The sequence below is a fragment of the Streptomyces sp. T12 genome (genome assembly GCF_028736035.1).
Lineage (GTDB): Bacteria > Actinomycetota > Actinomycetes > Streptomycetales > Streptomycetaceae > Streptomyces.
Genome location: NZ_CP117866.1, coordinates 2,103,767 through 2,129,441, shown reverse-complemented (window position 1 = coordinate 2,129,441; position 25,675 = coordinate 2,103,767). Strand labels below are relative to the sequence as shown.

The following is a 25,675-nucleotide window of genomic DNA, read 5'->3' as shown; positions in this document are numbered from 1 at the left end:
CTACTCGATCGTCAGGAACCGCTGCACCAACGAAGCCAGCAGCACCGCCAGCAGCGGCAGCGAGAACCAGAAGCTGCTCTGCAGCCACCGAAGTTGCCGCACGCTGGGCGCCATCGCCACCCGGACGACCTCGCGGGCCATCAGCAGCACGATCAGCGCGACCGCCGCGAGCCCCCCGACCACCGACCACGGCGTCCAGGTCACCTGCGGCCCGATCGGACCGGGATCGGCCTTCGGGACCTCGCCCGCCGGCTGCTTCTTCAGCGCGTACATCGTCACGTCGGCGTTGACGAAGACCTTCTTCAGATCCTGCCGCTTGTCCAGGTTCTGGATCAGCCGCGTCTCCCAGGTCGCCGAATAGCCCACGTCCAGCCGGAGATAGGTGACCTGACCCCGGTTGATCATCAGATACGAGTTCGGGCCCGCGTCCTTCAGGGCCTTCAGCAGTCCCGACACGAGCACCGGGTCGACCGGCGCCTGCGTCGGCACGTACGAGACCTTCTCCATGTCCCGCGAGCCCCACGGCATTGCCGGCGTCACGTCGTTGACCGGGTCGCTGCTCAGCCACAGCAGCCGCAGGGTCGGATCGTCATGGGCGTACACGTACTCCATGGCGGCGACCTCGCCGGGCCGCACCCGCTCGAACGGCTCGTTGCCCCAACGGGCCACCAGGAAGCCGCCCATGAGCACCAGGCCCGCCATCAGCGCGGCCAGCGGGGCGAGGCTCACCCGGTCCTTGTCGCGCTCCTTGGCGGTGACGCCGGTGCGCGGGAAGAGGGCGAGTCCGGCCAGCAGGGCCGCGCCGGGCAGGGCGAACATGAAGACGCGCAGCGCCATCTCGCCGCCGTACGACTGCATGCCGAAGCCGAGGAACGGCACGAAGGTGAGGACGAGCAGCGAGCGCTCGCGGTAGTGGTGGAAGCGCCGTCGCCACCAGCCCCAGCAGGCGAAGGCCATCACACCGCCGGCCAGCAGCACGCGCGTGTACAGCACCAGCTTGTGGGTGGAGCTGCCGCCCTCGATGCGGCCGGAGACGGAGGACGACACATTGCTGCCGACGCCGCCGACACCCCCGAAGAGTTCGTCGAAGTGGCCCGACCAGTACGGCTCGGCCATGAAGCCGATCCAGACGGTCACCATGACGCCGAACAGGATGGGCAGGCCGCGCAGTTCGGACCTGCCGATCAGGACGAGCGCCGTCAGCACGCCCAGCATCACGAACGGCGTGAGCTGGTGGGCCGGGACGCTCGCCGCGAACAGGCCGGTCACGACCATCAGCAGGACGGCCCGCTGCCGCCGGTCGGTCGGCTCGACCTCCAGCTCGCCGGGCCGCCGCTTCGTCCAGATCACCCGTGGTGCCCGGAACCAGACCAGCAGGATCGCCGCGAACACCAGGTACAGCAGATAGGTGAAGCCCTGCGGCGAGAAGTAGTCCTGGCCCACCCAGCCGCTCAGCACGAAGATCCAGATGCCGGTCCACTTGGCGCGCCAGCTCGCCCGCATCGAGCGCACGAGCAGGAACATCGGGACCAGATAGAGGAGTTGCATGGCCAGCGGCCACCAGCGGATGACCTCGGTGAGGTCACCGACCCCGCACGCCTTCGCGGCGAACGCGGCCACCGCGAAGAAGCCCGGCCAGCTCCAGCGCGCGTCCAGGTCGGGCACGGCCGACCCGGTGCGGTCGATGTAGTCGAGGAAGCCGAGGTGCTGCCAGGCCGTCGCGAACCGCGGCTCGGTCTCGATCAGGGCCGGCAGGGAGTGCAGAGACACGACCGTCGCCAGCAGGGTGACCAGCAGCAACGCCCGGTGCTCGCGACCCAGCCACAGCAGCGAGGCGAACACCACCGCCAGCAGCGCGGCGCCGACCAGCGTCGGCAGCGGCAGCACGGAGATCAGCCCGAGCCCGCCCATCCCGTCCAGGTCGGCCTCGCCGAGCCGCAGCGCGGGCACCCAGTACAGCAGCAGCGCGGCGACCAGCAGACAGCCGAGGACGACCCCGAGGCGGGTGGGCAGCAGACGCTCACGCCAGGTGAGCGAGGGCGCGGCGGCCTGTCGTAGGGGCTCTTCGTGCATGGGCGGCTCTTCCCGTACGGCGGACTCCTGCCGTACGACGGCCTCCTCCCGTTCGGCAGCCTCCTCGGGCTCCTCCGGTACGGCCTCTTCGCCCTTGCCCGCGTCGAACTCGGCCTCGAAGGGCGCGTCCACCTCGGCGGGCCCCAGCGAGGCCTCCGAGCCCGGCTCGCGATCCTGGACCGGCAGCCCGACTTCCGGCTTGCGCGCCCAGGTCGGGCGGTGGTCCGGGTGCACCGGCGGCATGCCCGTGGGCGGCGTACCCGGCCCGGGGCGGACGTCCGGCCGGCGTTCCAGGTGGTCGAAGTCGACGTGGATGCCGAGGGCGAGGGCGAGGGTGTCGGTGTCGAGCGCCCAGCCGGGCATCCGCCCCCGCGCCCCGTCGGGCACCTCGCGTGCCCCCAGGTCGGCGAGGTCACCGTCGGGGGCCGCGTCCTCGGGGACCTCGGCCGACGTCGCCCGCGCGGTCCGGTACAGCTTGGGCGCGGCGATCGCGACGATCACCGCGAGGGAGACGATCTCGGCGACACCGGCGCCGGTCAGACCCATGCGGGGGAGCAGCAGCAGCGTCAGGCCGAGCACCAGGGCGCACAGCAGGCCCTGCAGCCAGGCCAGTCCGGCGGTGCGGCTCTGTGCGCGCAGGACCGCGAAGTAGGTCTCCATCACGACCCGCAGCAGCGCGCCGACGGCGAACCAGCGCAGCAGCGGGGTCGCCGCGTCCGCGTAGCCCTGGCCGAAGACGCCCAGGATCCAGGGCGCCCCGAAGAACAGGATCGCGCAGACCGGCACCATGATCCGCGCCATGCGCCGCAGCGCGGCACGGGTGTTGGCCGCCAGCCGCCCGGGGTCGTGCGAGCCCTCGACCGTGAGGGAGGCGCCCATGTTGATGGCGAGCAGATTGACCGTGCCGCCGATGGTGGCCGTGATGTAGAAGTACGCGTTGTTCTCGGCGGAGACCTGCGCGGCCACGATCACGGGGATCAGATAGACCACGGCGAGGGAGAACAGCGAGCCGGTGTAGTCGCCCGCCAGGAACTTCCCGATCTCCTTCAGGGACGGCGGGCGGGCGTGCTCCTCGGTCGCCTCCTCATGGCGCGGCACCAGGCGCCGGAACACCAGCCAGCCCAGCGGCAGCACGGACACCGCGATCGCCGCGACCCAGGACACGAAGACACCGGCGGTGGGGATCGCCACCGCGAAGGCCACCAGCAGACCCAGCTTCACCGCGGAGAACACGGTGTTGCCGACCGGCACCCACACCGCACTGCGCAGCCCGGTCAGCACGCCGTCCTGCAGCGTGAGCAGGTTCCAGGCGATGACGGCCACGACGAAGAAGAGCCCGCCCGCCGCCCCGTTCAGGAACCGGTACGACGGCCCCCACAGGTCCAGCGTCAGCAGGAAGACCCCCGCGGCGAGCGCCACGACCACGCAACTGCCCGCGTACGTCTGGAAGATCAGGCGGAGGCTCCTGCGTCCCGCCACCGGGATGAAGCGGGCCAGCGCGCCCGTCAGCGTCACCGCGGTCAGACCCGCGAGGAACTTCATCGCGGCGATCGCCGCGGAGCCCTGGCCGACCGCGGACTCGGAGTAGTAGCGGGCGGCGGCCAGCCAGAAACCGAGCCCCAGCACGGCGGAGATGCCGGTGTTGATCATCAGGGCGTAGGCGTTGCGGAACAGCTGACTGCCCCCGGAGGACCCGCCCATGCCGGGCAGGCGAAGCCGGCGCCCCGACTGCTCGGGCGCCGCCGCGTCGGTCGATGCGGGCTCGGTCGTGGTCGTGGTGTCAGACACGGGAACGGCCGGCCTTCCGGCGGACCTGCCGGGCTCTGCGGACCACGGCGTACCCCTTGGTCAGGGCACGGTCCCGGGCGAAGGCGCGGGTGATCGCACGGCCCTCGACCATCCGCCGGAACTCCTCGATGCCGGTGCCTCGGCGCACGGTGAGACGGGTGAGGGCGTACGGCCCCTGCCGCCGCCGCGCGAGGCCGTTGTTGACGGCGAGCGCCTGGGCGTACCCGGTCTCGTGCACCGCCTCGCGCACCCGGCGGCTGGAGTAGCCGTACGGGTAGGCGAACGAGGCCGGGACGGTGCCGAGTTCGTCGCCGATGATCTCCTTGCACAGGATCAGCTCGGAGCGCAGCCGCCCGTCCGGGAGCTGGTCGAGCTGCGGGTGGGTGTGGCTGTGGCCGCCGATCTCGACGTCCGCCTCGGCGAGTTCGCGGACCTGGGCCCAGTCGAGCATGGTGTCCAGGCCGCCGCCGGTGTCGTGCGGGCCCTTCAGCCAGCCCGTGGAGACGAACAGCGTGGCCGGGAAGCCGTGCCCCGCGAGCACGGGCAGGGCGTGCCGGTGCACCCCCTCGTAGCCGTCGTCGAAGGTGATCAGCACCGGCCGCTCGGGCAGGGGTTTGCCGGAGCGCCAGCGCGCCGCGAGATCGGCCGTCCTGACCGGAGTCAGGCCCAGATCGCCGATCAGCGCCATCTGCTCCGCGAACGCCTCCGGCGCCACCGACAGATCGCGGGTGGCGTCGTTCGGCGAGGTGGAGACGGCGTGGTACATGAGAATCGGCACGCGCGCGTCGCTCATCTGATGCCCCCCTCGCTGCCGGCTTCCCCCTCGCCGGCTTCCCTGTCGATCCCCGCCACCGAGTACGTAACGCCGCCCCGGCGGGCCCGGACACTCCCCACGACGTACCCACCGGCCGCCGTGAGTACCCCGGCGACGATCGCGCCCGCCCGCCCCGCACCGCCCGGCCGGGCCAGCACGGCGTCCCGCAGCCCGCGCGCCACCCCGGCCGGCAGGACCCGGGTGGTGTACCGGCGTTCGGACTCAAGTCCCTTGTCGGCGCCCACACTTCGGGCCACCAGTGCCTTCGACAGACCCTCGGCGTACGCGCGCGTGCGGAAGTACCGGAAGTGCTCGCGTGCTGAGGGCACCCGGTGGTGGATCACCGCACGGTCGTCGATCAGCAGGACCGCCTCGGGCCGGGCCCGGGTCAGCCGGATGCACAGCTCCGTCTCCTCGCAGCCCAGCGGCAGCCGGTCGCCGTCGCGCCCGATGCCGGAGGCGAAGCCGCCCGCGAAGTCGAAGGCCGTACGCCGGAAGGAGGCGTTGCCGCCGAGGACGTTGCGCACCTTCACCCGGCCGCGCGGCAGGCCCCGGTAGGTGCAGCCGACCACCCAGTCGAACTCCTCCGGGAACCAGGCCGGCCGGCGCCCCGACGCCCAGATCGGCTCGGTGCGCCCGCCGACGGCCATGACGTGCGGATCGGCGTACCCCGCGGCGAAGTGCCGGAGCCAGTCCCGCTCGGCCACGGCGTCGTCGTCGAGGAACGCGATGACCTCGCCGTACGAGGCGGCGATACCGGTGTTGCGGCCCGCGGACAGCCCGCGGGGGCCCGCGTTGGCGAGCACCCGCACATCCTTGGCCTCTTTGTGTTCCTTCGTCAGCCGGTCCAGGAGCGCCTCGTTGTGGTCGACGACCAGCAGCGTCTCCAGGGCCGGGTACGACTGCGCGCGCACCGAGGAGACCGCCGCGAGGATGTCCTCCCAGCGGTCCTCCGTGTACACGCAGATCACGACGGAGATGTCGGGACCGCTCAAGACACCTCTCCCCGCACCGAGTCGAGCATCGGGGAGTGGGGCGCCCGGCGGCGCAGGGCACGCCGGTTGGAGCGCTCCTTGAGGATCACTTTGAGCACCCGCAGCCCGTCCCGCACGGCCCGCAGATTGCTCGTGCCGTGGATGCGGAGGTACTCGTGGCTGGGTATCTCCTGCACCTTCAGCCCCGCCTTGACGACCCGGATGTTCATCAGGGTCTCCACCTCGAAGCCGGTGCAGTCGAGGTCGATCTTGTCCAGGCAGTGCCGCCAGAACGCGTTGTATCCGTAGCAGAGATCGGTGTAGCGGGCACCGAACTTGCGGTTGACGGCCGTGCACAGTGCCCAGTTGCCGAGCTTGCGGATCGGCGTCATGTCATCAGTGCCGCCGCCGTTGGCGAAGCGGGACCCCTTGGCGAAGTCAGCGCCCGAGACCAGCGCGGAGACGTAACTGACGATCTCCTGGCCGTCGGCCGAGCCGTCCGCGTCGACCATCACGATGATGTCGCCGGTGGCCGCCTCGAACCCGGTGATCAGGGCATCCCCCTTGCCCTTGCCGCGCTGCCGCACGACCTTGACCTCCGGCCACAGCTCACGGGCCACTTCGACGGTGTCGTCGGTGGAGTTGCCGTCCACCAGGACGACTTCGTGTATCCAGTCCGGAAGCGTCTTGAAGACGTACGGGAGATTCTCGGCTTCGTTCATGGCCGGAATCACCACGCTCACCGGCGGGGTGATGGCCATGTGCGAGGAGACAGGGCGGTACTTGCCGACCGTTGACAGACCTTCGTCCGCAACCGCCGGGCGCAGAACTGAACTCATGAGTCTGGTCCCTCTCGTCCGGTGGACCGCCCGCCCCTGGGCGGCCCGGCTTTTTGTCCGGTTCGAAAGGGGGGTTCTCACTCACGGCACGGACAACTGTCTCTCCGTGCACGTGTGGTGAGCTGGCAAATCTGGCCGACCACCGGGAAAACGGCAGCCGGTCGCGCGGCACGACTCGGTCACACATGCGAACACCGTCACCGAGCACCCCCCTACCACGCCCCGCGCCGGGACTGTCGCGGTCCTTGAGCCCTCCCCTAGAGCCGCTTCGACAGTCCGATGCGCGTCAGATGTACGACGGTATTGATGATTGAGCCTGTATGGCAAGAGCTGGAACGAGCCCTCACGTTTTTGATGGTTTGACCGGAGTTACCTGCCTATCGAGCGGATCTTCCCCATACGTTTGAGGACCCGGTCCGCCGGTTCGAACAGTTCCGGCCGTGTCTGCACGGTGTTGCGCAGCGCCCGGACCGGGGCACGGCGTGCCCGGTGTCCGAACGCGACCGGGTGACGCCGGGTCACCCACCCCTCCGACACCTTCAGCTCGCGTGTCTTCAGGGAGTCCTTGTATTCTTTCTGGCCCCGGCCGAGGTCCAGGTACGCGATGCCGTCGGCGGCGGCCGCCTCGGCCATGCGCAGATGCAGGACCAGGCCCGGCGAGTACTTCGAGAACGCCGGGTCGTAGGCCGGGAACCAGCAGGCCAGCACCCGCTCGGTGCGCAGCCCGAAGTGCGCGGCGATCGGCTTGCCGCCCGCGTACAGCACCGACAGGATCCCCGCGAACGGCTCGGAGCGCGTGTGGAACAGCTGCTCCACGAGCCGGGTGATCCACTCGTGCGCGAAGCGGTCGCTGCGCCCCGTCCTGCGGTACTGCGCGGACTTCCAGGCCATCAGCGTGCGCAGCGCCGCCGGATCGCGCTCGTCGTGCACGTACCGCACGCCCTCGTGGTCCCGGCCCAGCTTGCGCTCCTTGGCGAGCGTCGTCCTGGTGAACTTCGGTGACCGTTCGCGGAGTTGCTTCAGATACGCCTCGTACCCCTGGTCGACATCCATGACCGGGGACGGGAACGTGCCGGACGCCCCCGCCTCGAACGCCGCCTGGCCCTCCACCAGGTGGTCGAACTCCCATACGGCGAGCCCGCACGCCTTCAGCAGCTCCCGGGCGTCCCAGCTGAACCCGGGCCGGTGCACCAGACCCTGGGCGTCCGAGACGCCGAGGCCGATGGCCCGGCCGACACCGGTCGCCGTCCGCTGGAACGGGAGGAACGCGGCCGGCTCGCCGCCCTCCCGTACGACCGCGATCCGCACCCCGCGCCGGCAACGGCCGACCGCGAGCGCGAACTCGGGGGACAGGAAGGGGTTGCCCAGCTCGGGCGAGCCCTGCAGATGGGCCTTGGACTGCATCGATGTCCACGCCGCCCGGTCGGCGGAGCTGAACTCGCCGGGACGGTACACGCTGATGTCCACGTCAGTCAGTCCGCCTTCGCGTCGTACGGCCGCGCAGCCGCCGCAGCAGAACCAGCAGGAGGACGACGGCGCTGATCGCGGTCACGGCCACGATCCCGCCGCGCACCGACCACCGGTGCACGGCGAGCATGCCCTGGGCCACCAGCATGTTGACGACGACCGCGCCCGCAACCGCGGCGACGGTCCGGCCGAAGGGTTCCAGCCCGCGCAGCGCGGCGGCGACCGCCGCGGCCGGTGCGGCGAGCAGGAAGAACAGCGTGAACGGCCCGCGCAGCGGCGAGCCCGAGTCGGCCAGCGCGAGAGCCGCGCCGAATCCCCCCGCCGCCGTGGCGGCGCCCGCGAGCAGCGGCGTCAGGTCCCTCCCCGGTCCTGGCCGCGCACGCTCGGTGTCCTGAGCTTTGGCTCTGGATGAAGCTGTCTTGATACGTAAGGTCTGCATTGGCGACTTTGCCCCCCGAAGCGCCGGATGCCGGGCTTCAATGTGGCTCAGCTCCGTGGGGGCCGTCAAGACGTTCCCCGGAGACGGCGGGCGTCTCCGGGGAACGGTTCGTTCAGATCGTGCGGTGTGCTGTGACGGGAGTTGTCACGGGAGCTGCTACGGGACGAGCTTCAGCAGCCGGTTGGGCGAGCCGCTGCCGGGGCTGGTGACCGCGTTGGTGGTGGCGCCGCTCGTCAGGGCCGAGGCGACCGCGGCCGGGGTGGCCGAGGTGTGGCTCGCCAGGTAGACCGCGGCCGCGCCCGCGACGTGCGGGGTGGCCATCGACGTACCGGAGATGGTGTTCGTCGCGGTGTCGCTGGTGTTCCAGCCCGCCGTGATCGAGGAGCCGGGCGCGAAGATGTCCAGGACCGAGCCGTAGTTCGAGTAGCTGGCCCGGGCATCCGAGCTGGTGGTGGCGCCGACCGTGATCGCCGCCGAGACACGGGCCGGGGAGTACGAGGAGGCGTTGGCGCTGCTGTTGCCCGCCGCGACCGCGTAGGTCACTCCGCTGGCGATCGAGTTGGCGACCGCGGTGTCCAGCGAGGTGGAGGCGCCGCCGCCGAGCGACATGTTGGCGACCGAGGGACCGGAGTGGTTGTTGGTCACCCAGTCGATGCCCGCGATCACGCCCGCGGTGGTGCCGGAGCCCGCGTTGTCGAGCACGCGCACCGCCACGATCTTCGCCTGCTTGGCGACACCGTAGGTGGTACCCGCGATCGTGGTGGCCACATGGGTGCCGTGGCCGTTGCCGTCGGAGGCGGTGGTGTCGCCGTCGACGGCGTCGTAGCCGTAGGAGGCACGGCCGCTGATCTGCTGGTGCGTGATGCGGACGCCGGTGTCGATGACGTACACGGTCACGCCGCTGCCCGCGGTGTCCGGGTACGTGTAGGTGCCGGAGAGCGGAAGCGAGGTCTGGTCGATGCGGTCCAGGCCCCAGGGGGCGCTGGACTGCGTGGCGTCCATCTTGACGCGCTGGTTCTGCTCGACCGAGGCCACCGCCGGGTCGGCGGCGAGTCTCTTGGCCTCGGTCGCGGAGAGGGTGGCGGCATAGCCGTTCAGCGCGGTGCCGAACGTCTTGTTCACCGAGCCGCCGTACTCCTTGATCAGGCTCTTGCCCGCGCTCGAGGCGGCCTTGAGCCCGGCGCTCTTCTTGAGCGTGACGATGTAGCTGTCCTTGATCGCAGTGGGGGAGCCGGCGGCCAGGACCTTGCCCTCGGCCGGGGCGGCCTGGGCGGGGAGGGACGTGAGTCCGCCGACGAGGGCGGCGGTCGCCAGGCTGGTTATCGCGGCGAACCGGAACTTCTTGCTACGCAGTTGTGCCATTACGAGGGAGTCCTCCTCTTGGCGGCGCGCATGGGTGGTGCGCGCACATGTGGGGGGTGCGCGCGTCCTCGCACGCACGGCCCGGAACGTCGCGTTCCCGTTCCAAGTCGAGGTAAAGGATCTGTGCTCCAGACATGAAGAACAAGGGAGTTGACGACCTGTCAACAATGCTGTCATGAACATGAAATCAAACCCACAGTGAACCCATAGGTTGAAGCCCGCGATGACCGGAAAAGTCTTGGCATGGACACTTCCCGTCAACACGCGTAGTTGGTACGACGGTTATGGCAGAGATCCTGCTATAGGGAGGTTCCATGAGACGTTCCCGACTTTCCGTATACGTCGCCTCGCTCCTCCTCGCCGTCGGCACCGCCTTCACCGGGGCCGCCGCCGCGCAGGCCGACGACACCGCCGCCACCGGCGGCTATGTGGCCCTCGGCGACTCCTACTCCTCCGGCCTCGGCGCGGGCAGCTACGTCAGCGGCAGCGGCGACTGCAAGCGCAGCACGAAGGCGTATCCGTACCTGTGGGCCGCCGCGAACTCACCCTCGTCCTTCGACTTCACCGCCTGCTCGGGCGCTCGTACGAGTGATGTCACGGCCGGTCAGCTCGGCCCGCTCAACTCCACCACCGCACTCGTGTCCATCACCATCGGCGGCAACGACGCAGGCTTCGCCGACATCATGACGACCTGTGTGCTCCAGTCCGACAGCGCCTGCGTCGCACGGATCAACACCGCGAAGGCGTTCGTCGACTCGACGCTGCCCGGCAGGCTCGACAGCGTCTACACGGCCATCCGGACCAAGGCTCCGTCCGCCCATGTGGTCGTACTCGGCTACCCCCGCTTCTACAAGCTGGGCGCGTCCGGGTGCCTCGGCCTGTCCGAGACCAAGCGGAGGGCGCTCAACGAGGCGGCCGACTACATCGACGCCGCGACCGAGAAGCGCGCCCTGGACCACGGGTTCACCTTCGGCGACGTGCGGCCCACCTTCACCGGGCACGAGATCTGCTCCGGCAGCTCGTGGATGCACGCCGTGAACTGGCTCAACATCCCGGAGTCGTACCACCCGACGGCCGCGGGCCAGTCGGGTGGTTATCTGCCGGTGCTCAACAGCGTGGCCTGATCCCCTACGAGCTCGGCGACACCGTAGGCGATGGCGAGACCCCGCCCGTCGGGGTCTCCGTCACGCAGGTCACCGAGAACGGCACCGAGTTGGACTTCGTCTCCACCGGGTCGCGGACCTCGACGCTGATCTCGTTCTCGAACGTCCCGCTCTCGTCGTACGTCGTCACGAACGCCCTGTCCTGCTTGGTCCGTCCGCCGCCCTCCGGGAACGACAGGGTCTTCCAGCCCTGATCCATGACCTCGCCGTCCTTGGACACCCAGCGGTAGCTGACCTGCGCCGGCAGCCGCCCCACCGTGAACGTCGCCGTGAAGGACGGCGCCTGGCCGCTCGGTGGCGGACAGGACCCGGAGTACTCCAGGTTCGAGCCCGCCAGCGACACCTTCACGGACTGCGGGGCCGCAGAGGGCGTGTCACTGCCGCTCGGGCTCGGTGTCGGGCTCCGGCCCCCTCCGGAGGCGTTCTCGTCCTCGGTCTCCCTCGGTGAAGTCCCGCCGCTGGTCTGGCTGGTGGTGCCCTCTCCGCCCGCCTTGTCCCTGTCGCCCCCGCGGTTCAGGAGGGCGTACGTCAGTCCCGCCACGGCCAGTGCGAGGACGGCGATGCCCGCGATCAGGGTGAGGGCGGCCCGACGGTTGCGGTCGGCGCGGACGGGAGCCGTGGTCGAGGCGGGGGCGCCGGTGACGGGCCGGGTCGGCGCGGGCGGCGGGACCGGGGCCGTCGGGGCGGTCTGCGCCGGTGCCGGGAACGCCGCGACGGTCGGGCTGTACGGGGTCGCCCGCCCCGTGTCCGCGCTCGGCGTGCCTCCCCCAGAGGGGGTACCCCCAGCGCCGATGATCCGCAGGTCCTGTTCGGCCAGGTCGGCCGGCAGCCGCTCGGCCGGGTCCTTGCGCAGCAGCCCTTCGATGACGGGGGTCAGCGGCCCGGCCCGGCGGGGCGGCGGCAGCTCCTCGTCGACGATCGCGCGCAGGGTGCTGAGCGGGGTGTTCTGGCGGAACGGGGAGTTGCCCTCCACGGCCGCGTACAGGAGTACGCCGAGCGACCACAGATCGGACTCCGGACCCGGCGTGCGGCCCAGCGCCCGCTCCGGGGCGAGGAACTCGGGGGAGCCGATGACCTCCCCGGTCATCGTCAGCGCGGAGCTGCCCTCGACCATGGCGATACCGAAGTCGGTCAGGACGACCCGGCCGTCGTTCGACATCAGCACGTTGGCCGGCTTCACGTCCCGGTGCAGCACCCCGGCCTCGTGCGCGGCCCGCAGCGCGGCCAGCACCTCGGCGCCGATGTGCGCGACGCGCTGCGGACTCAGCGGGCCCTCGGCGTCCAGCAGCTCGGCCAGCGAGATCCCGCGGACCAGCTCCATCACGATCCAGGGTCTGCCGTCCTGCGTGGCCACGTCGTACACCGTGACGACATTGCGGTTGGCGACCCGCGCCGCCGCCCACGCCTCGCGCTCCAGCCGGGCGTACATCCGCTCGACCTCCGGGCCCGGCAGCCCGTGCGGCGCGCGCACCTCCTTGACGGCGACCTCGCGGTGCAGCAGCTCATCGCGGGCCCGCCACACGGTGCCCATGCCGCCCTCGCCGAGCGGGGACAGGAGGCGGTAGCGGCCGGCGATCAGACGTTCACTGCCCAGTTCTTCGGACACGGGCGTCCCCCATTCGCATCCGTGCGCATTCTCCACAAAAGTAGCTCAGCCGAGTGCGGATGCCGCCCCCTGGAGAACCAATCCGGCCCCGATCAGCACGACGAGCACCGCGGATCCCAGTGGTGCGGTCCTGCGGACGAAGACCGTCAGGGGGTGGGCCGTCCAGCGGGGCTGCTTGTCCAGCACCCGCGTCACTCCGGTACCCAGCCTCACGACGGCGAACCCGGCCGCGGTGAGGGTGAGTGCGAGCCCGACGCCGTACGCGACGACGAGCAGCAGCCCGAACCAAGCCTTCCCGAGCGCCGCCGCGCCGACGAGCACGACGACCGCGGAGGGACTGGGCACGAGCCCACCGGCGAAGCCGAGGAGGATCGTGCCGCGGAGGGTGGGGGCGGTGGAGTGGGTGTGGGTGAAGCCGTTGTGGGTGTGGGTGAGCAGGCCGTGGGCGTGGGTGTGACCGTGGTTGTGGTTGTGGTCGTGCTGGTGGTCGTGGTCGTGGTCTGTGTGCGTGTGCGCACGTGCTCGGACGTGGCCCGGCGTGGGTGCCGGGGCCGCCGTCGCGGCGTGGGTGTGCGCGGCGACCAGGACCGGTTGGCGCTCGTGGGCGGGGTCGGTCTTGTGAGTGTGCTCGTGCGTGTGGTGGTGGTCGTGGGAGTGCCCGTGCCCGGCTGTGTGCGGGTGTCCCTGCCTGCGGAGGTGCCAGGCCCGGCGTACGAGGGTCGCGCCCGCCGCGATCACCAGGGCGCCGCTCGCGATGCCCAGCCAGGTGATCACCGAGGGCGCCGCCGCCGAGCCGGCCGTGACCAGGAGGCCCAGGGTGACCACGCCCAGGGTGTGCGTGATCGTCACCGAGGCGGCCAGGGGCAGGACGTCCTTCATGCGGGCCCGGCCGCCGCGGGCCGCCGCCACCGCGGCCATCAGGGTCTTGCCGTGGCCCGGGGCGAGCGCGTGCATCGCGCCGAGGAAGACCGCGATGACCAGGGCGAGGGCGGCGAAGCCGACGGTGAGGTCCTGGCGGGAGACCAGGCTGTCCAGGGCACGCGTCCAGCGGTCGGCGCCGCGCGGCAGGACGGAGGAGGTGGCGGTGTCCTGCTCCGCCTCGGCCAGGGCCGGTCCGCCGGGGCGTACGCGCACGGACGCGGTCTTGGTGTCGGCCGGGGAGGAGAGCAACTCCTCGGGGTACTGGGTCAGTTCGCGGGAGACGGACTCCTTCGGCACGTCCGAGGCGGTGAGTGTCGTACGGTCGCCGCGCGCGGTGATCTCCCGCCAGCCCGGGCCGGATTCCGCGCCCGCGCCGCGGAAGCCGAGGGCGACCGAGGCGTCCTCGGGGAGCGGTGCCGTCAGCCGGCATTCCACGCGGAGGGTGTCGAGCCCCGCCTGACCGGGCCGCACGCGCGCGTGGCTGCTGTTCAGCGTCAGCGTGACCGTCCGGCCGTCCACCGTGACCTCGCTGCCCCGCGCGGCGCTCTCACAGCGCTGCCGGGCCCACCCCGCCGTGCCCGCCTTCTCGATGTCCGGCTTGGCCTGCGTCGCCGGGATCTCGGCGAGGTCCTCGACATGGTGGACCCGCAGTTCGCCGGGGGCGGCGACGAGGCCGTCGTAGCGGTTGACGGTGAAGTTGCCGAGGGGGTGCGCGCTCGCGGGAGGGGAGGGCAGCAGCGCGAGCGCGCAGGCCGACGTCAGGACGGCGGCGGCGGAGGCGAACAGACGACGAGGGGTCACTTGGCCGGCTCCAGATCCTTGAGTGCCGTACGGGCTTCGCGGGCGCCCAGCGGTGAGAAGCCGGGGTTCAGCTTCAGCGCGGCCTGCAGGTGTTCGCGGGCGTCCTCGGTGTGGCCGGTGGCGCGCTCGATCATCCCGCGGTGGTAGTGGAACGCGGCGTTGCGGTAGCCGGTGGCCGTGGCCCTGCGGGCGTAGGGAAGGGCTTCCTCGTCCTTGCCGTTGACGTGCAGCGCCCAGGCGAGGGCGTCCGCCGTGTGCACGGTCCGGCGGCGGTCCCACTCGGCGCGGGCGGCGCGCAGGGCGGAGGCCTTGTCGCCGTGGTCGGCGGCCGCGAGGGCGGTGTCGAGGTCGGCGTTGACGCCGTTGGCGCGGGCGAGGGCCGTCCAGGCGTCGACCAGGGCGTACTGGTCGTCGGCCTTGACCTTGTCGCCGGCCGCTTCGTACAGCTCGCCGAGTTCGACGAGCGGGCCGGGGAGGGGGTAGCGGGAGACGACGTCCCTCAGGCCCTTGAGCGCGCCGGCCCTGTCGCCGCTCGCTGCCTGGGCGCGGGCGCGGCCTTCCAGGGCGGGGACGTAGTTCTCGTCGGCGGCCAGGGCGCGGGCGTAGTGGGTGAGGGCCGTGTCGTAGTCGCCCTGGTTCCAGGCGAGTTGGCCGAGCTGGGTGGCGACGTACGCGATGTCGCCGGGCGTGACGGCGGAGGAGAGCGCCTGTTCCAGCACGCGCTCGGCGGTGCGTACGTCGCCGCGCAGCTCCCTCACGTAGGCGTACCGCGTGAAGACCGGGATGCCCGGGCGGCGGTCGTCGGCGGTGTCGGCTGCCTTGGCGGCGTCGGCGTAGCGGCCGAGTTCGACGAGGGCGTCGACGCGGGTGCACAGGGCGCGTTCGCTGTAGGGGTTCACCTTCAGGGACTGGTCGGCGTACTTCAGGGCGTCCTCGAAGTCGTGCCGGGCTGCGGCGAGGGCGGCGCGGCCGGCGAGGGCCTGGTCGTTGTCGGGTTCGAGTGAGAGGGAGCGCTCGAAGGCCCGGTCGGCCTGGGGGTAGCGGGAGGGGTCGCCCTTGGTGCGGGCCTGCTCCACGTAGGCGAGACCGAGGGTCGACCAGCTGCTGAAGTCCCTTGGCTGGTCACGGAGGTGGGCCTGGAGGGAGGAGATGCCGGCGTCTAGGTCTCCGCCGGCGAGCAGGCCCGGTGACAGGGCGGCGGATGCGGCTTCGACACTCTGGTCGGTGTTGCCGTGGGCGGCGCCGAGGGCGAGGGAGCCGGCGGTGAAGGCGATGGCCAGGAGGGCGGTGCAGCCGGCGAGGTGGAGGGCGCGGCGGCGTCGGGCGGCTGCGGCGGCGCGGCGTACGGTGGCGATGCGCTGATCAGGGGTTTCCTCGCCCCCGCCGCCCCTACTCGTCCCGTCCTCCAGGGGCTGCCGCCCCTTCGACCCCGCTCCCTGGCGGCTGGCGGCCCCCAGACCCCCGCTTCGGCCCTGAACGGGCCTCGTCCTCAATCTCCCCCAGAGGGGGTACCCCCGGACGGGCTGAAATGCGCGGACCGGCGCCGAGAGGCCGAGCCCGCGCTCTCGCGTTTCGCCGGGCGTCTCGTCGCCCAGTACCTCGCCCGACGGTTCCTGCCGCTCCCGCCGCCTCGCGGCCCCCACCCGCCGCACGGCGGCAACCCGCTCATCGGTCCCGGCTTCCCCCTCGCCCCCCGCGGCAGCGGCATCCGCACCGGTGGTGGACCTCTTCTCCTCGTTTTCCGGTGCTGTGTCGTTCGTGCGCGGGGCCATGCCCTCTCCTCGGTCGGCTTTGCGGTTTCGGCAGCGGTCGTTGTCGCGTGCGGCGGCGCGGCCCGCGCCGTGGGGGATGAGTACTGCGCGGGCCGCGCCAGCTGAGGGAGCGAGGTGACCCCCGCCCGTGGGAAGGGCCTAGTACGCCCGGTCCCGCATCCGGCGCCACCACATCAGGGCCGCGCCGATCAGCAGGACTCCGATGGCGCCGGCGCCTGCCGACGCGGCGATCAGCGTCCTGTCGTCGGTGGCGCCGGAGGCACCGGCCGGCTGGAGGGCGTCGCCGAGCTGGCTGCGGACGTCGGTCTCGCCGTCCGTGCCCTTGGCGAGCGGGCCGCGAGAGCCCTCGGTGGGCAGGGCGACATACGGGAAGGCCTTCTCGAAGTCCTTGTCGTTCTTGTCGACCGCGTCGCCCAAGTCGTTCTTGGCGCCGAGCAGTTCACCCTCGACGACCTGGAGCGAGGCGTCGATCACGTCGTCGGTGAGGCGACGGCCGTTCGGGAAGCCCGCGTTGTCGCCGTCGAGGACTCCGAGCCGCTTGGGCTTGGCCGTGGGCTCGATCGAGGTGTTCAGGCGCAGCATCTCCGACGGCGTCACGTGCGGCGGCTGGTTGAGGTCCTTCACACCCTTGAGGAAGACGTCCACCAGGTCGTTGCGCGGCTCGTCGGGCGCCGGGATCTTGTAGATCGCCTCGATGAGCTTCGGCAGCTCGGGGTTGGTGACGTTCTTCAGGAACTGGCCGTCGTCCCAGGGCGAGGACGCGTTGAACTTGTCCTTGTCCTTGAGGGGGTTGACCACCTCGTTCACCAGCGGGCTGCCGAGACGCGAGACCTGCTCGTAGTAGCCCTTCGCGTTCTGGCGCTGGGTCGTGGACCAGATGCCCACGACCGGCTGGTCCGCCGACTCGGCGATCATGTGGGTCGGGACCTGCAGGGCGATGGAGTTGACGTTGTAGCCCTTGAGCGTGTCGTTGCCGACCTCGGAGAGGTTCCCGCCGTACAGCAGGTCGAAGACGCGCAGGTCCAGGAAGAACGGGTCGTCGGCCTGCCCGGCGAACGACGTCGCGTCGCCCGCGAGCTTGTGGACGGCCTGTTCACGCAGCTTGGCGTAGTCCGGCATGGACGCCTTGCCGACGTTCGACGGCGCCACCGGGACGTCGTTGGCGACCTTCGTCTTCGACACCGGGTACTGGTCCTTGAGCTTGATCAGCTCGATGTCGTACGTCTGCGTGATGTTGAGGTCCTTGTCGTCGAGGCTCTCGACCGGACCGGTGTTGTACAGGAACGTCTTCTTGTTCTTGACGTGGGTGTCGAAGGTGAAGCGGTAGAGCAGATCGCCCTGCGCGTCACCGTTGTTGTCGATGTGGATGTCGTACTGGGCGTCCTCGGCGAACGTGAAGAAGTTCGGGCCGCCGGCCGGCTCCTCGAACGGGATCCAGTTCGCGATGATCGTCGTCGTGTCCGGCTTGTCCGGGCTGACGAACGCGTACACGTCCGTGTTGTCGTACTGCGGCGTCCCCGAGATCAGCGGGGCCTCCCGGTGGCTGGAGGCGGAGGCCGCCCCCGGTGCCAGCGCGGCGACGCCGGCGGCTGTGAGCCCCCCGGCGGCCAGCGCACCGCATACGAGGGTCACGAGGCCCTTGCGTCCCGCGCCGCTCCTGGAATTAGGTGTCATGCCGTCCGTCCTCAGTGCCAACTTGCCTGACGAACCCGATTCGGAGCCGTCGCCAGGGTGGATTGGTCGAATCCCAAGCGTTCTTACGGCGGAACCGGTGAGTTGTTTCATCGGCGGGCGACCCGCGTTTTCGGCGCGCTGATACGTAACCCCATCCGGAGGTGGGTTCGTTGCGAATGCCTCGTGGGACGAGACGGCCGCGCTGCGGTCTGGGCGGAGGGGGAGACGAGTTGGAGGCGGACGAACTGCTGGTGCTCGTGGCGGGCGGTGACCAGAAGGCGTTCGAGGAGCTGTACGGGCTGGTCTCCGGGCCGGTGTACGGGCTCGTGCGGCGGGTGGTGCGCGACCCCGCCCAGTCCGAGGAGGTGGCCCAGGAAGTGCTGCTCGAACTGTGGCGGTCCGCCGCGAAGTTCGACCCCGGCCGGGGCAGCGCCCTGTCCTGGATCCTCACCCTCGCCCACCGCCGAGCCGTCGACCGGGTGCGCAGCGCCCGCGCGGCCGGCGAGCGCGAGCAGCGTGAGGCACTGCGCGCGAACCAGCCGGCCTTCGACCACGTCGCCGAGGAGGTCGAGGCCGGCCTCGAACGCGAGTGGGTGCGCCGCTGCCTGGACCGCCTCACCGCCCTGCAGCGCCAGTCCGTCACCCTCGCCTACTACGACGGCTACACGTACCGTGAAGTGGCCGAGCGGCTCTCCCTGCCGCTGGGCACGGTCAAGACCCGGATGCGCGACGGACTCACCCAGCTGCGCAAGTGCCTGGGAGGCGCCGCGTGAGTTTCACCGACCGACTGCTCCGGCGCGCGGACCTGCACTCCCTCGCCGCCCCTTACGCCCTCGACGCCCTGGAACCCGCCGAGCGGCTCCGCTTCGAGAAGCACCTCAAGACCTGCGACAGCTGCGCCGCCGAGGTGCGGGCGCTGTCCGAGGACGCCGTCCGCCTCGCCTGGTCGACGGCCGCCCCGGCGCCGGCCGCGATGCGCGACCGGGTCCTGGCCGCCGTACGCACGACTCCGCAGGAGTCCGCCGGGTGGGAGTCGGCACGCGCGCGTGCGCCCCAGCTGCCGCCGCACGTGTGGGGCACCCAGCCGCCGCCGCGCAGCCGGGCGCCCAGGTCGCGCCCCCTGCTGGTGCCGTTCGCCACCGCCACGGCCGCCGCGGCGCTCGTCGTCGCCTCCCTCTTCGCCGTCCAGGCCGACAAGACGCAGGATCAGCTGGACGCGCAGCGAGCCCGGGCAAGTGAGATCGCTAACGTTCTGGCGGCACCCGACGCCCGGGCGGCCGCCGGCGAGGACGCGCAGGGGCGGACAATCGGAGTGATTGCCTCCGCATCGGCGGGGCGTGCCGTCGTCACTCTGAGCGGATACGGCGAGCTGTCGAGCGGCCGAGTGCACCAGCTCTGGCTTATGCGCCCCGATGAGCAACCGCGCTCCCTGGGGCTCTTCGACGGCGACACGCCCTTGGTCGCGTCCGGTCTCGACAAGTCCGCGACGTCACTGGCTGTGACCGTCGAGCCTGACGGAGGCTCACCGCAACCCACCAGCCAGCCGGTTGTCCAACTCGCCCTGAAATCGGTTGGATTCGGAGAGTAATCGGGGATGGGTGGTCAACACCCTTACGGGGAAGGTGAATCCTGTGACCGCGATACACGCGTGCCCCACCGGGGCGATAGGGTTAACCTGCCCGGGCCGGGTGGACTCGTACGGGTGGGGAGTGACATGGATCAGATAACAGTGCGCAGCAGGGCGAGGGTCCCTGCGATCACCTGCGGGAGCAGCGCGACCAGTTCGCGCCTCGACCGCCATCTCTCGGTGCTGGCGGGACCCGCCGTGCCACAGACAGAGGCGGCCGAAGCGACCTCGCTGATGCGTGAACTGACCACTCGTGACAACACGCGCGAGCGCAGCGACCGGGGTGCGCGGGTTCGCCGCGTGTCGCTCTTCGCCCCGCTGCGTCGGCTGCGCCGTTCGCTGTTCGGCGGGCGCTGAGTCACACCGGCTTCCCGCAGAGAGTCTTCGAAGGCCCGCGCTCGACATGCCACACCGTCCCGCCGCCGTACTGCGTTGCCGCCGTCCGTCATCCCCACGGCACGCAGCGGCGCCCCGGCGTGCAGGCCGAGCGCGGGCATAACCCCCCCGACCCCCACTCAGTCTTCCGGCTTCATCGTCACCGCTCGCCGTGTGCGTACCTGCGCACGGCGAGCGGCGCGAACACCGCGATCAGTACGGCGCACCAGGCGAGCGACCCGGCGACGGGATGAGCGACCGGCCAGGCGGCGCCCTCCGGTACCGGCGCGTTCCCGAAGAGGTCCCGCAGGGCCGTCGTGACCGCGCTGATCGGGTTCCACTCGGCGAGCGTGCGCAGCCAGCCCGGCAGACCGTCGGTCGGAATGTAAGCGTTGGACAGCAGCGGCAGGATGAAGGTCGCCCCACCCAGCTGACCGGCGGCCTCCTCGCTCCGGGTGAGCAGCCCGAGGAATATCCCGACCCACGCCGTCGCGAACCGGAACAGCAGCAACAGCGCCACCGCGCCCACGGCTTCGAGCGCCGACCCCTCGATCCGCCAGCCCACCGCGAGCCCGACCAGCAGGAACGGCACGGTCCCGGCGGCCGTCACGAGCAGATCCGCGGCCGCCTGCCCCAGCGGCACGGCGGCCCGGCTCATCGGCAGCGTCCGGAAACGGTCCATCACGCCGCGGTGCGTGTCCTGGGCGGCCTGGAACATGCCGGTCATGAGCCCGTTGGCCGCGGTCGCCACCAGCAGGCCGGGCACCAGGAAGGACCGGTACTGCGCGCCGGGCATCGCCAGCGCGCTGCCGAAGACGTAGCCGAAGAACAGCAGCATGGTGATCGGCATGGTCTGGGTCAGGATCAGCAGCCCCGGGTTGTTCCGGATCCGCCGCAGCTGCCGGCCCAGCATCGCGCCGCCGTCGTACGCCAGGGTGCTCATGCCGCACGCTCCTCTTCCTGGGTCTCCTGAGCTTCCTGGGTGAGTCGCAGGAACACGTCGTCGAGAGTCGGTGGTTTGAGGCTCGCGTCGAGCAACGGCACGCCCGCCGCGTCGAGTTCGCGCACCAGGCGGGGGAGTGTGAGTGTGCGGTCGCGGGTGACCGCGGTGACGGCGCGCCGCTCGTGGTCGAACGACGGCTCGGCGCCGGTGAGTTGATCCAGTACGGCCGCCGCCTTCACCATGACGTCGGGGTCGGTGACGACGACCTCGACATGTGCGCCGATCAGCGCCTTGAACTGGGCCGGTGAACCCGTGTGCGCGACCCGGCCGCGGTCCACGAGGGCGATGTCGTCGGCGAGCCGGTCGGCTTCCTCCAGGTACTGCGTGGTCAGCAGCACGGTCGTGCCGTCGGCGGTCAGCGCGCGCACCGCGTCCCAGATCTGGTTGCGGCTGGCGGGGTCGAGGCCGGTCGTCGGTTCGTCGAGGAAGAGGACGTCCGGGCGGCGGACGAGACTCGCCGCCAGGTCCAGGCGGCGCCGCATACCGCCCGAGTACGTGGACACCGGCCGGTCGGCCGCCTCGGCCAGCCCGAAGCGGTGCAGGAGCTCGCCGGCTCGCCCGGCCGGCCCGCGCACCCGGTGCAGCCGGGCGAACAGCTGGAGGTTCTGGCGGCCGGTGAGCTCCCCGTCGACCGACGCGTACTGCCCGGTGACGCCGATCCGGTGCCGGACGGCTGCCGCCTCCCGCACCAGGTCGTGCCCGGCGACGCGCGCCGAGCCCGCGTCCGGACGGAGCAGGGTCGTCAGCAGACGTACGGCCGTCGTCTTGCCCGCGCCGTTGGGCCCGAGGACCCCGCAGATCGTCCCCTCCGCGACCGCGAGGTCCAGCCCGCGCAGGGCGTGGACCTCGCCGAACCGCCTCTCCAGGCCTTCACTAAGTACAGCGTACGTAGAAGTCATGGCTCGACCATAGCGCACTACGTACGGTGTACGTAACTAGGATGGTGGCAGAGGTGATGATCGATGGCGGGCAAGGCGGCCGAACCCGGGGTGATCTGGGCCCGGCCCGAACGGACGGGGCGCGGGCCGAAGCCGGCGTACACCCGTGCCGACATCGCGGCGGCGGCGGTGCGGATCGCCGACGCCGAGGGGCTGGACGCGGTGTCGATGCGGCGGGTGGCCGGCGAGCTGGGGTGCGGCACGATGTCGCTGTACAACTACGTCCCCCGCAAGGAGGACCTGCACGAGCTGATGGTCGACGCGGTCAGCGCGGAGCACGAGCTGTGGGAGCCGGGCGGCGACTGGCGGGCGGACATGCGCCGCGTCGCCCAGCAGACCCGGGCGCTGATGCACCGGCATCCGTGGCTGACGCGGCTGATGTCACCGGTCTACGGCTTCAGCCCGAACGCCCTGCGGTACCTGGAGCACTGTCTGGCCTGCCTGGATCCGCTTCAGGCGCCCTACGGCATGAAGATGCAGCTCGTCGGGATGCTGAACGGCTGTGTGACGTCGTACGTCGCGACCGAACTGGCCGGCGCTGAGCGGACGCGGTCGCTGCCGTGGTCGCAGGAGCAGGAGAACGCGGTCCGGATCGCCTACTTCGGGAGCCAGGTGGCCACCGGCGCCTATCCGAGGCTGGCGGCGGCGTTCACGGAGGACCCGGGGCCGATCGATCTCGAGGGGGCGTTCGAGTTGATGCTGAACCGGATGCTGGACGCCTTCGGGCCCAGGGACTAGAGCAACGCGAATTGGCCCTCCGGGCCTTCCTCGTGGTGGTCCAGGACCGATGCCGGGCGGCGTGCCGTCTCCGGCACCGGAAGTACGCCCGCTTTCCTCAACTCCGCCGTCGTGATCGGGGCCGTCACCGTCAACTCCTCGCGCTGCGGCGCGAGTTCGGCGAGCAGCGCCAAGACGGTGATCAGCTCCAGGAGCTCCGACGTCCATGTCTGTGGCCAGGTCGGCGGGCGGATCGCCGTCAGCGTGCCCGGTTCCGGCTCGGTGGTGCGGGCCGTGAACCACTCCTGAAGGACCCGCACCCCGCTCACCTCGAAGTCCCAGGCCTCCGGCGGTACAGGGGAGATGCGGCCGTCGTCGAGGTGGAGGGTCTCCTCGTCGCGGTCGTAGTGCAGGGTCAGCGGGTGGGCCGGGAGTGGGGCGCGGACGTAGGGGCGGCGGCCGCCGGGGAGCTTCGGGCGGTCGCCGTCGCGGCGCATCAGCCACAGCAGGCGGTGGCCCAACTCGACGCCTCGCGACCAGAGTTCGGGGTCGTGCGTGAGGGGGACGGTGAGGTCGGGTCGGGCGGCGGCCAGGATCCAGGCCAGGACGTCCGCCGGCGTGGGGGAGTGGCCGAGTCGGGACGTCAGGTGGTGCAGCAGGCCCGGGGTCAGATTGGGTTCCTGGCTGCCGGGGCGGCGGTAGAGGGGGTGGATGCGGCCCGGGCGGAGCAGGGGGAGCAGCGAGGTCGCCAGCAAGGGGGAGTCGGGCGTCTCCACGACGAAGACCTGGTGCTCGTCCGCCACCCGCCACAGCTCGGGGCGGGCCGCGTCGATCAGGCGGTGGTCGGGGATCAGCCACTGCTCGTCGAAGGGGGCGCGCAGCACACGGACCGGCTCGGCGCACGGGCCCGAAGCGCGGATCAGCTTCTCCGTGCCGGTGGACTGGCCCGGCAGTTGGCCGACCGCCGAGTGCAGGGTGCGCGAGCGCGTCGGTTCGAGCAGGGCTTCCCGGTCCGGGCCCTCGGCCTTCACGAAGGCGTCCCAGCGGGCCTTCAGGGACGCCGGGTCGGGGCCCGTCGGCCACCCCCGGCCGAGCCGCGGCGGTGCGACGGACCACGGCATGAGGTCCGCCAGCAGCGGAGCGTCGTCGTGCGTCACGCTGGGCATCGTACGACCTGGCTGCGACACACGGGTCAGTTGGCTTCCAAGGTCACCGTGAAGGAGAAGCGGTCGCCTCGGTAGTGGATGACCGCCGCGTCCAGCACCCGGCCGTCCGTGTCGTACGTCACGCCCGTGTAGTGCAGGATCGGGCTCAGCAGCGGGACTTGGAGCAGCCGGGCCGTCTCCGGGTCGGCCAGGCGGGCCTCGACCGTGTCCGTGATGCGGCTGATGTCCGCCCCGACGACATCCCGCAGCACTTTGGTCATCGGCCAGCGGACGAGGTCGTCCAGGTCGATGCGCGCGGCCAGTTCGGGGCGGACGTAGTTGCGGGCATGGTTGGTCGGCTCGCCGGTCTTCTCGTCGCTGCGCAGGCGGTGGTAGGTCGCCACCTCGTCGACGTCGGGGAAGTACTCGGCCACTTCGGCCGGCACCGGCGCCTTGCCGTGGTCCAGCAGCTCCGTCACCATGCCGGACTGCTGGGCCACGATCGCGTCCACCGAGCCGAGCAGCCGCACGGGGGTGCCCCGGCGGACGTCCGGCTCGATGAAGGTGCCGCGTCTGCGGTGGCGTGTGATCAGGCCCTCGTCCTCCAGCTCCTTCAGCGCCTGCCGCATGGTCAGCACGCTCACGCCGTAGTGCTCCGCCAACTGCTCCTCGGTGGGCAGCCGCATCGGGTCCTGCGGCCGGCGGCCCAGAATCGAGGCGCGCAGCGACTGCGACACCTGGTACCAGAGCGGCAGCTTGCGGTTCAGGACGATGGAGTCCGGGGCGAAGGAGGTCACGGGGTCATCCGTACCGGTAGGGAATGATCAGTGCAAGGGGCGGAAATGGCGCTCCAGACCCTGCCAGACGTCGTCGTAGCGCTGTTGCAGGTGCTCAGCCCCGGCCGCCTGCGGTGTCAGCGTCACGGGCCAGCGGGTTTCGAACATGAAGGCCAGCCCGTCGTCGATCTTCTGCGGCCTCAGCTCGGCCGCGCTCGCCCGGTCGAACGTCTCCCGGTCCGGTCCGTGCGCCGACATCATGTTGTGCAGCGAGCCGCCGCCCGGCACAAAGCCCTCCGCCTTCGCGTCGTAGGCGCCCTCGATGAGGCCCATGTACTCGCTCATCACGTTCCGGTGGAAGTACGGCGGGCGGAAGGTGTCCTCGCCCACCAGCCAGCGCGGCGCGAAGACCACGAAGTCGACGCCGGCCAGGCCAGGGGTGTCGGACGGGGACGTCAGCACCGTGAAGATCGACGGGTCGGGGTGGTCGTAGGAGATGGTGCCGATCACATTGAAACGGCGCAGGTCATAGACGTACGGCACATGGTTGCCGTGCCAGGCGACCACGTCGAGCGGTGAGTGGTCGTAGGTGGCCGTCCAGAGGTTGCCGCAGAACTTGTTCACCACCTCCACCGGCCCCTCGACGTCCTCGTACGCGGCGACCGGCGCCCTGAAGTCCCGGGCGTTGGCGAGGCCGTTGGCGCCGATCGGGCCGAGGTCGGGGAGGTGGAAGGGGGCCCCATAGTTCTCGCACACATAGCCGCGGGCGGTCGCGCTCCGCGCGCCGTCGGATGCGGCGTCCAGCAGCTCCACACGGAAGCGCACCCCACGTGGAACCAGCGCCACATGTCCCGGCTCCACATGCAGCAGCCCGAACTCCGTGCGCAGCAGCAGCCCGCCGCGCTCCGGCACGATCAGCAGCTCGCCGTCGGCGTCGCTGAAGACGCGATCCATGGAGGAGTTGGCGTGATACAGGTGCACGGCCATCCCGGTGCGCTGGGTCGCGTCGCCGTTGCCGCCGACGGTCCACAGGCCGGCCAGGAAGTCGGTCCCGGGCGCGGGCTCGGGCAGGGGGTTCCAGCGCAGACGGTTCGGGTCCGGCACGGACTCCGTGAAGGGGGCCGTGCGGATCGCGCCGTTGTCCGTGCGGGTGAACGCCGGGTGCGCGGCCGACGGGCGGATGCGGTACAGCCATGAGCGGCGGTTGTGGGCCCGCGGCTCGGTGAACGCCGATCCGCTCAGCTGCTCGGCGTAGAGGCCGAGCGGGGCGCGCTGGGGTGAGTTGCGGCCCTCGGGAAGGGCGCCGGGCACCGCCTCCGAGCTGTGTTCGTTGCCGAAACCGGAAAGGTAGGTCAGCCCTTCCGCGGTCTTCCGCGCGTCCCCGCTCATGATCGCTCCCTT

At 71.3% G+C, this 25,675-nt stretch carries 21 protein-coding genes; 5 read left to right on the top strand and 16 right to left on the bottom strand.

Features of this window, described 5'->3' with window-relative positions:
* The 7 genes from PBV52_RS09400 to PBV52_RS09370 all read right to left on the bottom strand — a co-directional run bounded on the left by PBV52_RS09400 (window position 1) and on the right by PBV52_RS09370 (window position 9,756).
* Complete coding sequence (locus PBV52_RS09400) at window positions 1–3,861, bottom strand: lipopolysaccharide biosynthesis protein (RefSeq protein WP_274237842.1); 3,861 nt, start codon at window positions 3,859–3,861, stop codon at window positions 1–3.
* Window positions 3,854–4,654, bottom strand: coding sequence for a polysaccharide deacetylase family protein (locus tag PBV52_RS09395; protein ID WP_274237841.1), 801 nt, complete (start codon window positions 4,652–4,654; stop codon window positions 3,854–3,856). Before PBV52_RS09395 ends, PBV52_RS09400 begins: the two co-directional genes overlap by 8 nt.
* Window positions 4,651–5,670: a glycosyltransferase family 2 protein gene (locus tag PBV52_RS09390; RefSeq protein ID WP_274237840.1), complete on the bottom strand. Its 1,020-nt coding sequence runs from the start codon at window positions 5,668–5,670 to the stop codon at window positions 4,651–4,653. Before PBV52_RS09390 ends, PBV52_RS09395 begins: the two co-directional genes overlap by 4 nt.
* Window positions 5,667–6,488 carry a glycosyltransferase family 2 protein gene (locus PBV52_RS09385; RefSeq protein ID WP_274237839.1) on the bottom strand — a complete coding sequence of 274 codons (822 nt, stop codon included), beginning with the start codon at window positions 6,486–6,488 and terminating at the stop codon, window positions 5,667–5,669. Before PBV52_RS09385 ends, PBV52_RS09390 begins: the two co-directional genes overlap by 4 nt.
* A 369-nt stretch (window positions 6,489–6,857) precedes the next feature.
* Window positions 6,858–7,955, bottom strand: coding sequence for a GNAT family N-acetyltransferase (locus tag PBV52_RS09380; RefSeq protein ID WP_274237838.1), 1,098 nt, complete (start codon window positions 7,953–7,955; stop codon window positions 6,858–6,860).
* A gap of 1 nt (window position 7,956) precedes the next feature.
* Window positions 7,957–8,394, bottom strand: coding sequence for a hypothetical protein (locus tag PBV52_RS09375; protein WP_274237837.1), 438 nt, complete (start codon window positions 8,392–8,394; stop codon window positions 7,957–7,959).
* A gap of 156 nt (window positions 8,395–8,550) precedes the next feature.
* On the bottom strand, window positions 8,551–9,756 hold the full coding sequence (locus tag PBV52_RS09370) for a S8 family peptidase (protein ID WP_274237836.1): 1,206 nt from the start codon (window positions 9,754–9,756) through the stop codon (window positions 8,551–8,553).
* Between the two features lie 314 nt (window positions 9,757–10,070).
* Here PBV52_RS09370 and PBV52_RS09365 point away from each other — a divergent pair, with 314 nt between their 5' ends.
* Window positions 10,071–10,880 carry an SGNH/GDSL hydrolase family protein gene (locus tag PBV52_RS09365; RefSeq protein WP_274237835.1) on the top strand — a complete coding sequence of 270 codons (810 nt, stop codon included), beginning with the start codon at window positions 10,071–10,073 and terminating at the stop codon, window positions 10,878–10,880.
* A 4-nt stretch (window positions 10,881–10,884) separates the two neighbouring features.
* Here the strand turns inward: PBV52_RS09365 and PBV52_RS09360 are convergent, their stop codons facing one another.
* From PBV52_RS09360 to PBV52_RS09345, 4 genes are all read right to left on the bottom strand, one after another.
* Window positions 10,885–12,525, bottom strand: coding sequence for a serine/threonine-protein kinase (locus tag PBV52_RS09360; protein ID WP_274237834.1), 1,641 nt, complete (start codon window positions 12,523–12,525; stop codon window positions 10,885–10,887).
* Between the two features lie 45 nt (window positions 12,526–12,570).
* Entirely contained in the window at window positions 12,571–14,247 is a 1,677-nt protein-coding gene (locus tag PBV52_RS09355) for a sulfite exporter TauE/SafE family protein (RefSeq protein WP_274237833.1), read from the bottom strand.
* The gene (locus PBV52_RS09350; RefSeq protein ID WP_274237832.1) at window positions 14,244–16,019 is read right to left on the bottom strand and encodes a lipopolysaccharide assembly protein LapB; all 1,776 of its coding nucleotides are present in this window, start codon (window positions 16,017–16,019) and stop codon (window positions 14,244–14,246) included. Before PBV52_RS09350 ends, PBV52_RS09355 begins: the two co-directional genes overlap by 4 nt.
* 138 nt (window positions 16,020–16,157) lie before the next feature.
* Window positions 16,158–17,693 carry a DUF4331 domain-containing protein gene (locus tag PBV52_RS09345; protein ID WP_274237831.1) on the bottom strand — a complete coding sequence of 512 codons (1,536 nt, stop codon included), beginning with the start codon at window positions 17,691–17,693 and terminating at the stop codon, window positions 16,158–16,160.
* Window positions 17,694–17,923: 230 nt separating this feature from the next.
* Here PBV52_RS09345 and PBV52_RS09340 point away from each other — a divergent pair, with 230 nt between their 5' ends.
* The 3 genes from PBV52_RS09340 to PBV52_RS09330 all read left to right on the top strand — a co-directional run bounded on the left by PBV52_RS09340 (window position 17,924) and on the right by PBV52_RS09330 (window position 19,677).
* A complete protein-coding gene (locus PBV52_RS09340) occupies window positions 17,924–18,466 on the top strand; it encodes a sigma-70 family RNA polymerase sigma factor (protein WP_274237830.1) in 543 nt (180 codons plus the stop codon).
* Entirely contained in the window at window positions 18,463–19,281 is an 819-nt protein-coding gene (locus PBV52_RS09335) for an anti-sigma factor (protein WP_274237829.1), read from the top strand. The genes PBV52_RS09340 and PBV52_RS09335 overlap by 4 nt, the downstream gene beginning before the upstream one ends.
* A gap of 126 nt (window positions 19,282–19,407) precedes the next feature.
* Window positions 19,408–19,677 (top strand): hypothetical protein, encoded by a 270-nt coding sequence (locus tag PBV52_RS09330; protein ID WP_274237828.1) that lies wholly within the window; start codon window positions 19,408–19,410, stop codon window positions 19,675–19,677.
* 178 nt (window positions 19,678–19,855) lie between these two features.
* Here PBV52_RS09330 and PBV52_RS09325 read toward each other — a convergent pair whose 3' ends face one another.
* Both PBV52_RS09325 and PBV52_RS09320 read right to left on the bottom strand, forming a co-directional pair.
* A complete protein-coding gene (locus tag PBV52_RS09325; RefSeq protein WP_274237827.1) occupies window positions 19,856–20,638 on the bottom strand; it encodes an ABC transporter permease in 783 nt (260 codons plus the stop codon).
* The gene (locus PBV52_RS09320) at window positions 20,635–21,597 is read right to left on the bottom strand and encodes an ATP-binding cassette domain-containing protein (RefSeq protein ID WP_274237826.1); all 963 of its coding nucleotides are present in this window, start codon (window positions 21,595–21,597) and stop codon (window positions 20,635–20,637) included. The genes PBV52_RS09325 and PBV52_RS09320 overlap by 4 nt, the downstream gene beginning before the upstream one ends.
* Window positions 21,598–21,660: 63 nt before the next feature.
* Here PBV52_RS09320 and PBV52_RS09315 point away from each other — a divergent pair, with 63 nt between their 5' ends.
* Window positions 21,661–22,374 (top strand): TetR/AcrR family transcriptional regulator, encoded by a 714-nt coding sequence (locus PBV52_RS09315; RefSeq protein WP_274237825.1) that lies wholly within the window; start codon window positions 21,661–21,663, stop codon window positions 22,372–22,374.
* Here PBV52_RS09315 and PBV52_RS09310 read toward each other — a convergent pair.
* From PBV52_RS09310 to hmgA, 3 genes are read right to left on the bottom strand one after another with little or no spacing between them, the layout of a single operon-like run.
* Window positions 22,371–23,519, bottom strand: coding sequence for a type ISP restriction/modification enzyme (locus tag PBV52_RS09310; RefSeq protein ID WP_274237824.1), 1,149 nt, complete (start codon window positions 23,517–23,519; stop codon window positions 22,371–22,373). The two genes, PBV52_RS09315 and PBV52_RS09310, sit on opposite strands and share 4 nt — an antisense overlap.
* 26 nt (window positions 23,520–23,545) lie before the next feature.
* Window positions 23,546–24,295, bottom strand: a complete 750-nt coding sequence (locus tag PBV52_RS09305; RefSeq protein WP_274237823.1) for a GntR family transcriptional regulator — start codon at window positions 24,293–24,295, stop codon at window positions 23,546–23,548.
* A 27-nt stretch (window positions 24,296–24,322) separates the two neighbouring features.
* Complete coding sequence (gene hmgA / locus PBV52_RS09300) at window positions 24,323–25,663, bottom strand: homogentisate 1,2-dioxygenase (protein WP_274237822.1); 1,341 nt, start codon at window positions 25,661–25,663, stop codon at window positions 24,323–24,325.
* Between the last annotated feature and the right edge of the window lie 12 nt (window positions 25,664–25,675).

What these genes read in the sequence shown, in the direction of transcription:
- hmgA (WP_274237822.1), bottom strand. Translation starts at nt 25,663, where the DNA reads ATGAGCGGGGACGCGCGGAAGACCGCGGAAGGGCTGACCTACCTTTCC.
- PBV52_RS09320 (WP_274237826.1), bottom strand. Translation starts at nt 21,597, where the DNA reads ATGACTTCTACGTACGCTGTACTTAGTGAAGGCCTGGAGAGGCGGTTC.
- PBV52_RS09370 (WP_274237836.1), bottom strand. Translation starts at nt 9,756, where the DNA reads ATGGCACAACTGCGTAGCAAGAAGTTCCGGTTCGCCGCGATAACCAGC.
- PBV52_RS09330 (WP_274237828.1), top strand. Translation starts at nt 19,408, where the DNA reads ATGGATCAGATAACAGTGCGCAGCAGGGCGAGGGTCCCTGCGATCACC.
- PBV52_RS09365 (WP_274237835.1), top strand. Translation starts at nt 10,071, where the DNA reads ATGAGACGTTCCCGACTTTCCGTATACGTCGCCTCGCTCCTCCTCGCC.
- PBV52_RS09350 (WP_274237832.1), bottom strand. Translation starts at nt 16,019, where the DNA reads ATGGCCCCGCGCACGAACGACACAGCACCGGAAAACGAGGAGAAGAGG.
- PBV52_RS09325 (WP_274237827.1), bottom strand. Translation starts at nt 20,638, where the DNA reads ATGAGCACCCTGGCGTACGACGGCGGCGCGATGCTGGGCCGGCAGCTG.
- PBV52_RS09315 (WP_274237825.1), top strand. Translation starts at nt 21,661, where the DNA reads ATGGCGGGCAAGGCGGCCGAACCCGGGGTGATCTGGGCCCGGCCCGAA.
- PBV52_RS09345 (WP_274237831.1), bottom strand. Translation starts at nt 17,693, where the DNA reads ATGACACCTAATTCCAGGAGCGGCGCGGGACGCAAGGGCCTCGTGACC.
- PBV52_RS09385 (WP_274237839.1), bottom strand. Translation starts at nt 6,488, where the DNA reads ATGAGTTCAGTTCTGCGCCCGGCGGTTGCGGACGAAGGTCTGTCAACG.
- PBV52_RS09395 (WP_274237841.1), bottom strand. Translation starts at nt 4,654, where the DNA reads ATGAGCGACGCGCGCGTGCCGATTCTCATGTACCACGCCGTCTCCACC.
- PBV52_RS09310 (WP_274237824.1), bottom strand. Translation starts at nt 23,519, where the DNA reads ATGCCCAGCGTGACGCACGACGACGCTCCGCTGCTGGCGGACCTCATG.
- PBV52_RS09375 (WP_274237837.1), bottom strand. Translation starts at nt 8,394, where the DNA reads ATGCAGACCTTACGTATCAAGACAGCTTCATCCAGAGCCAAAGCTCAG.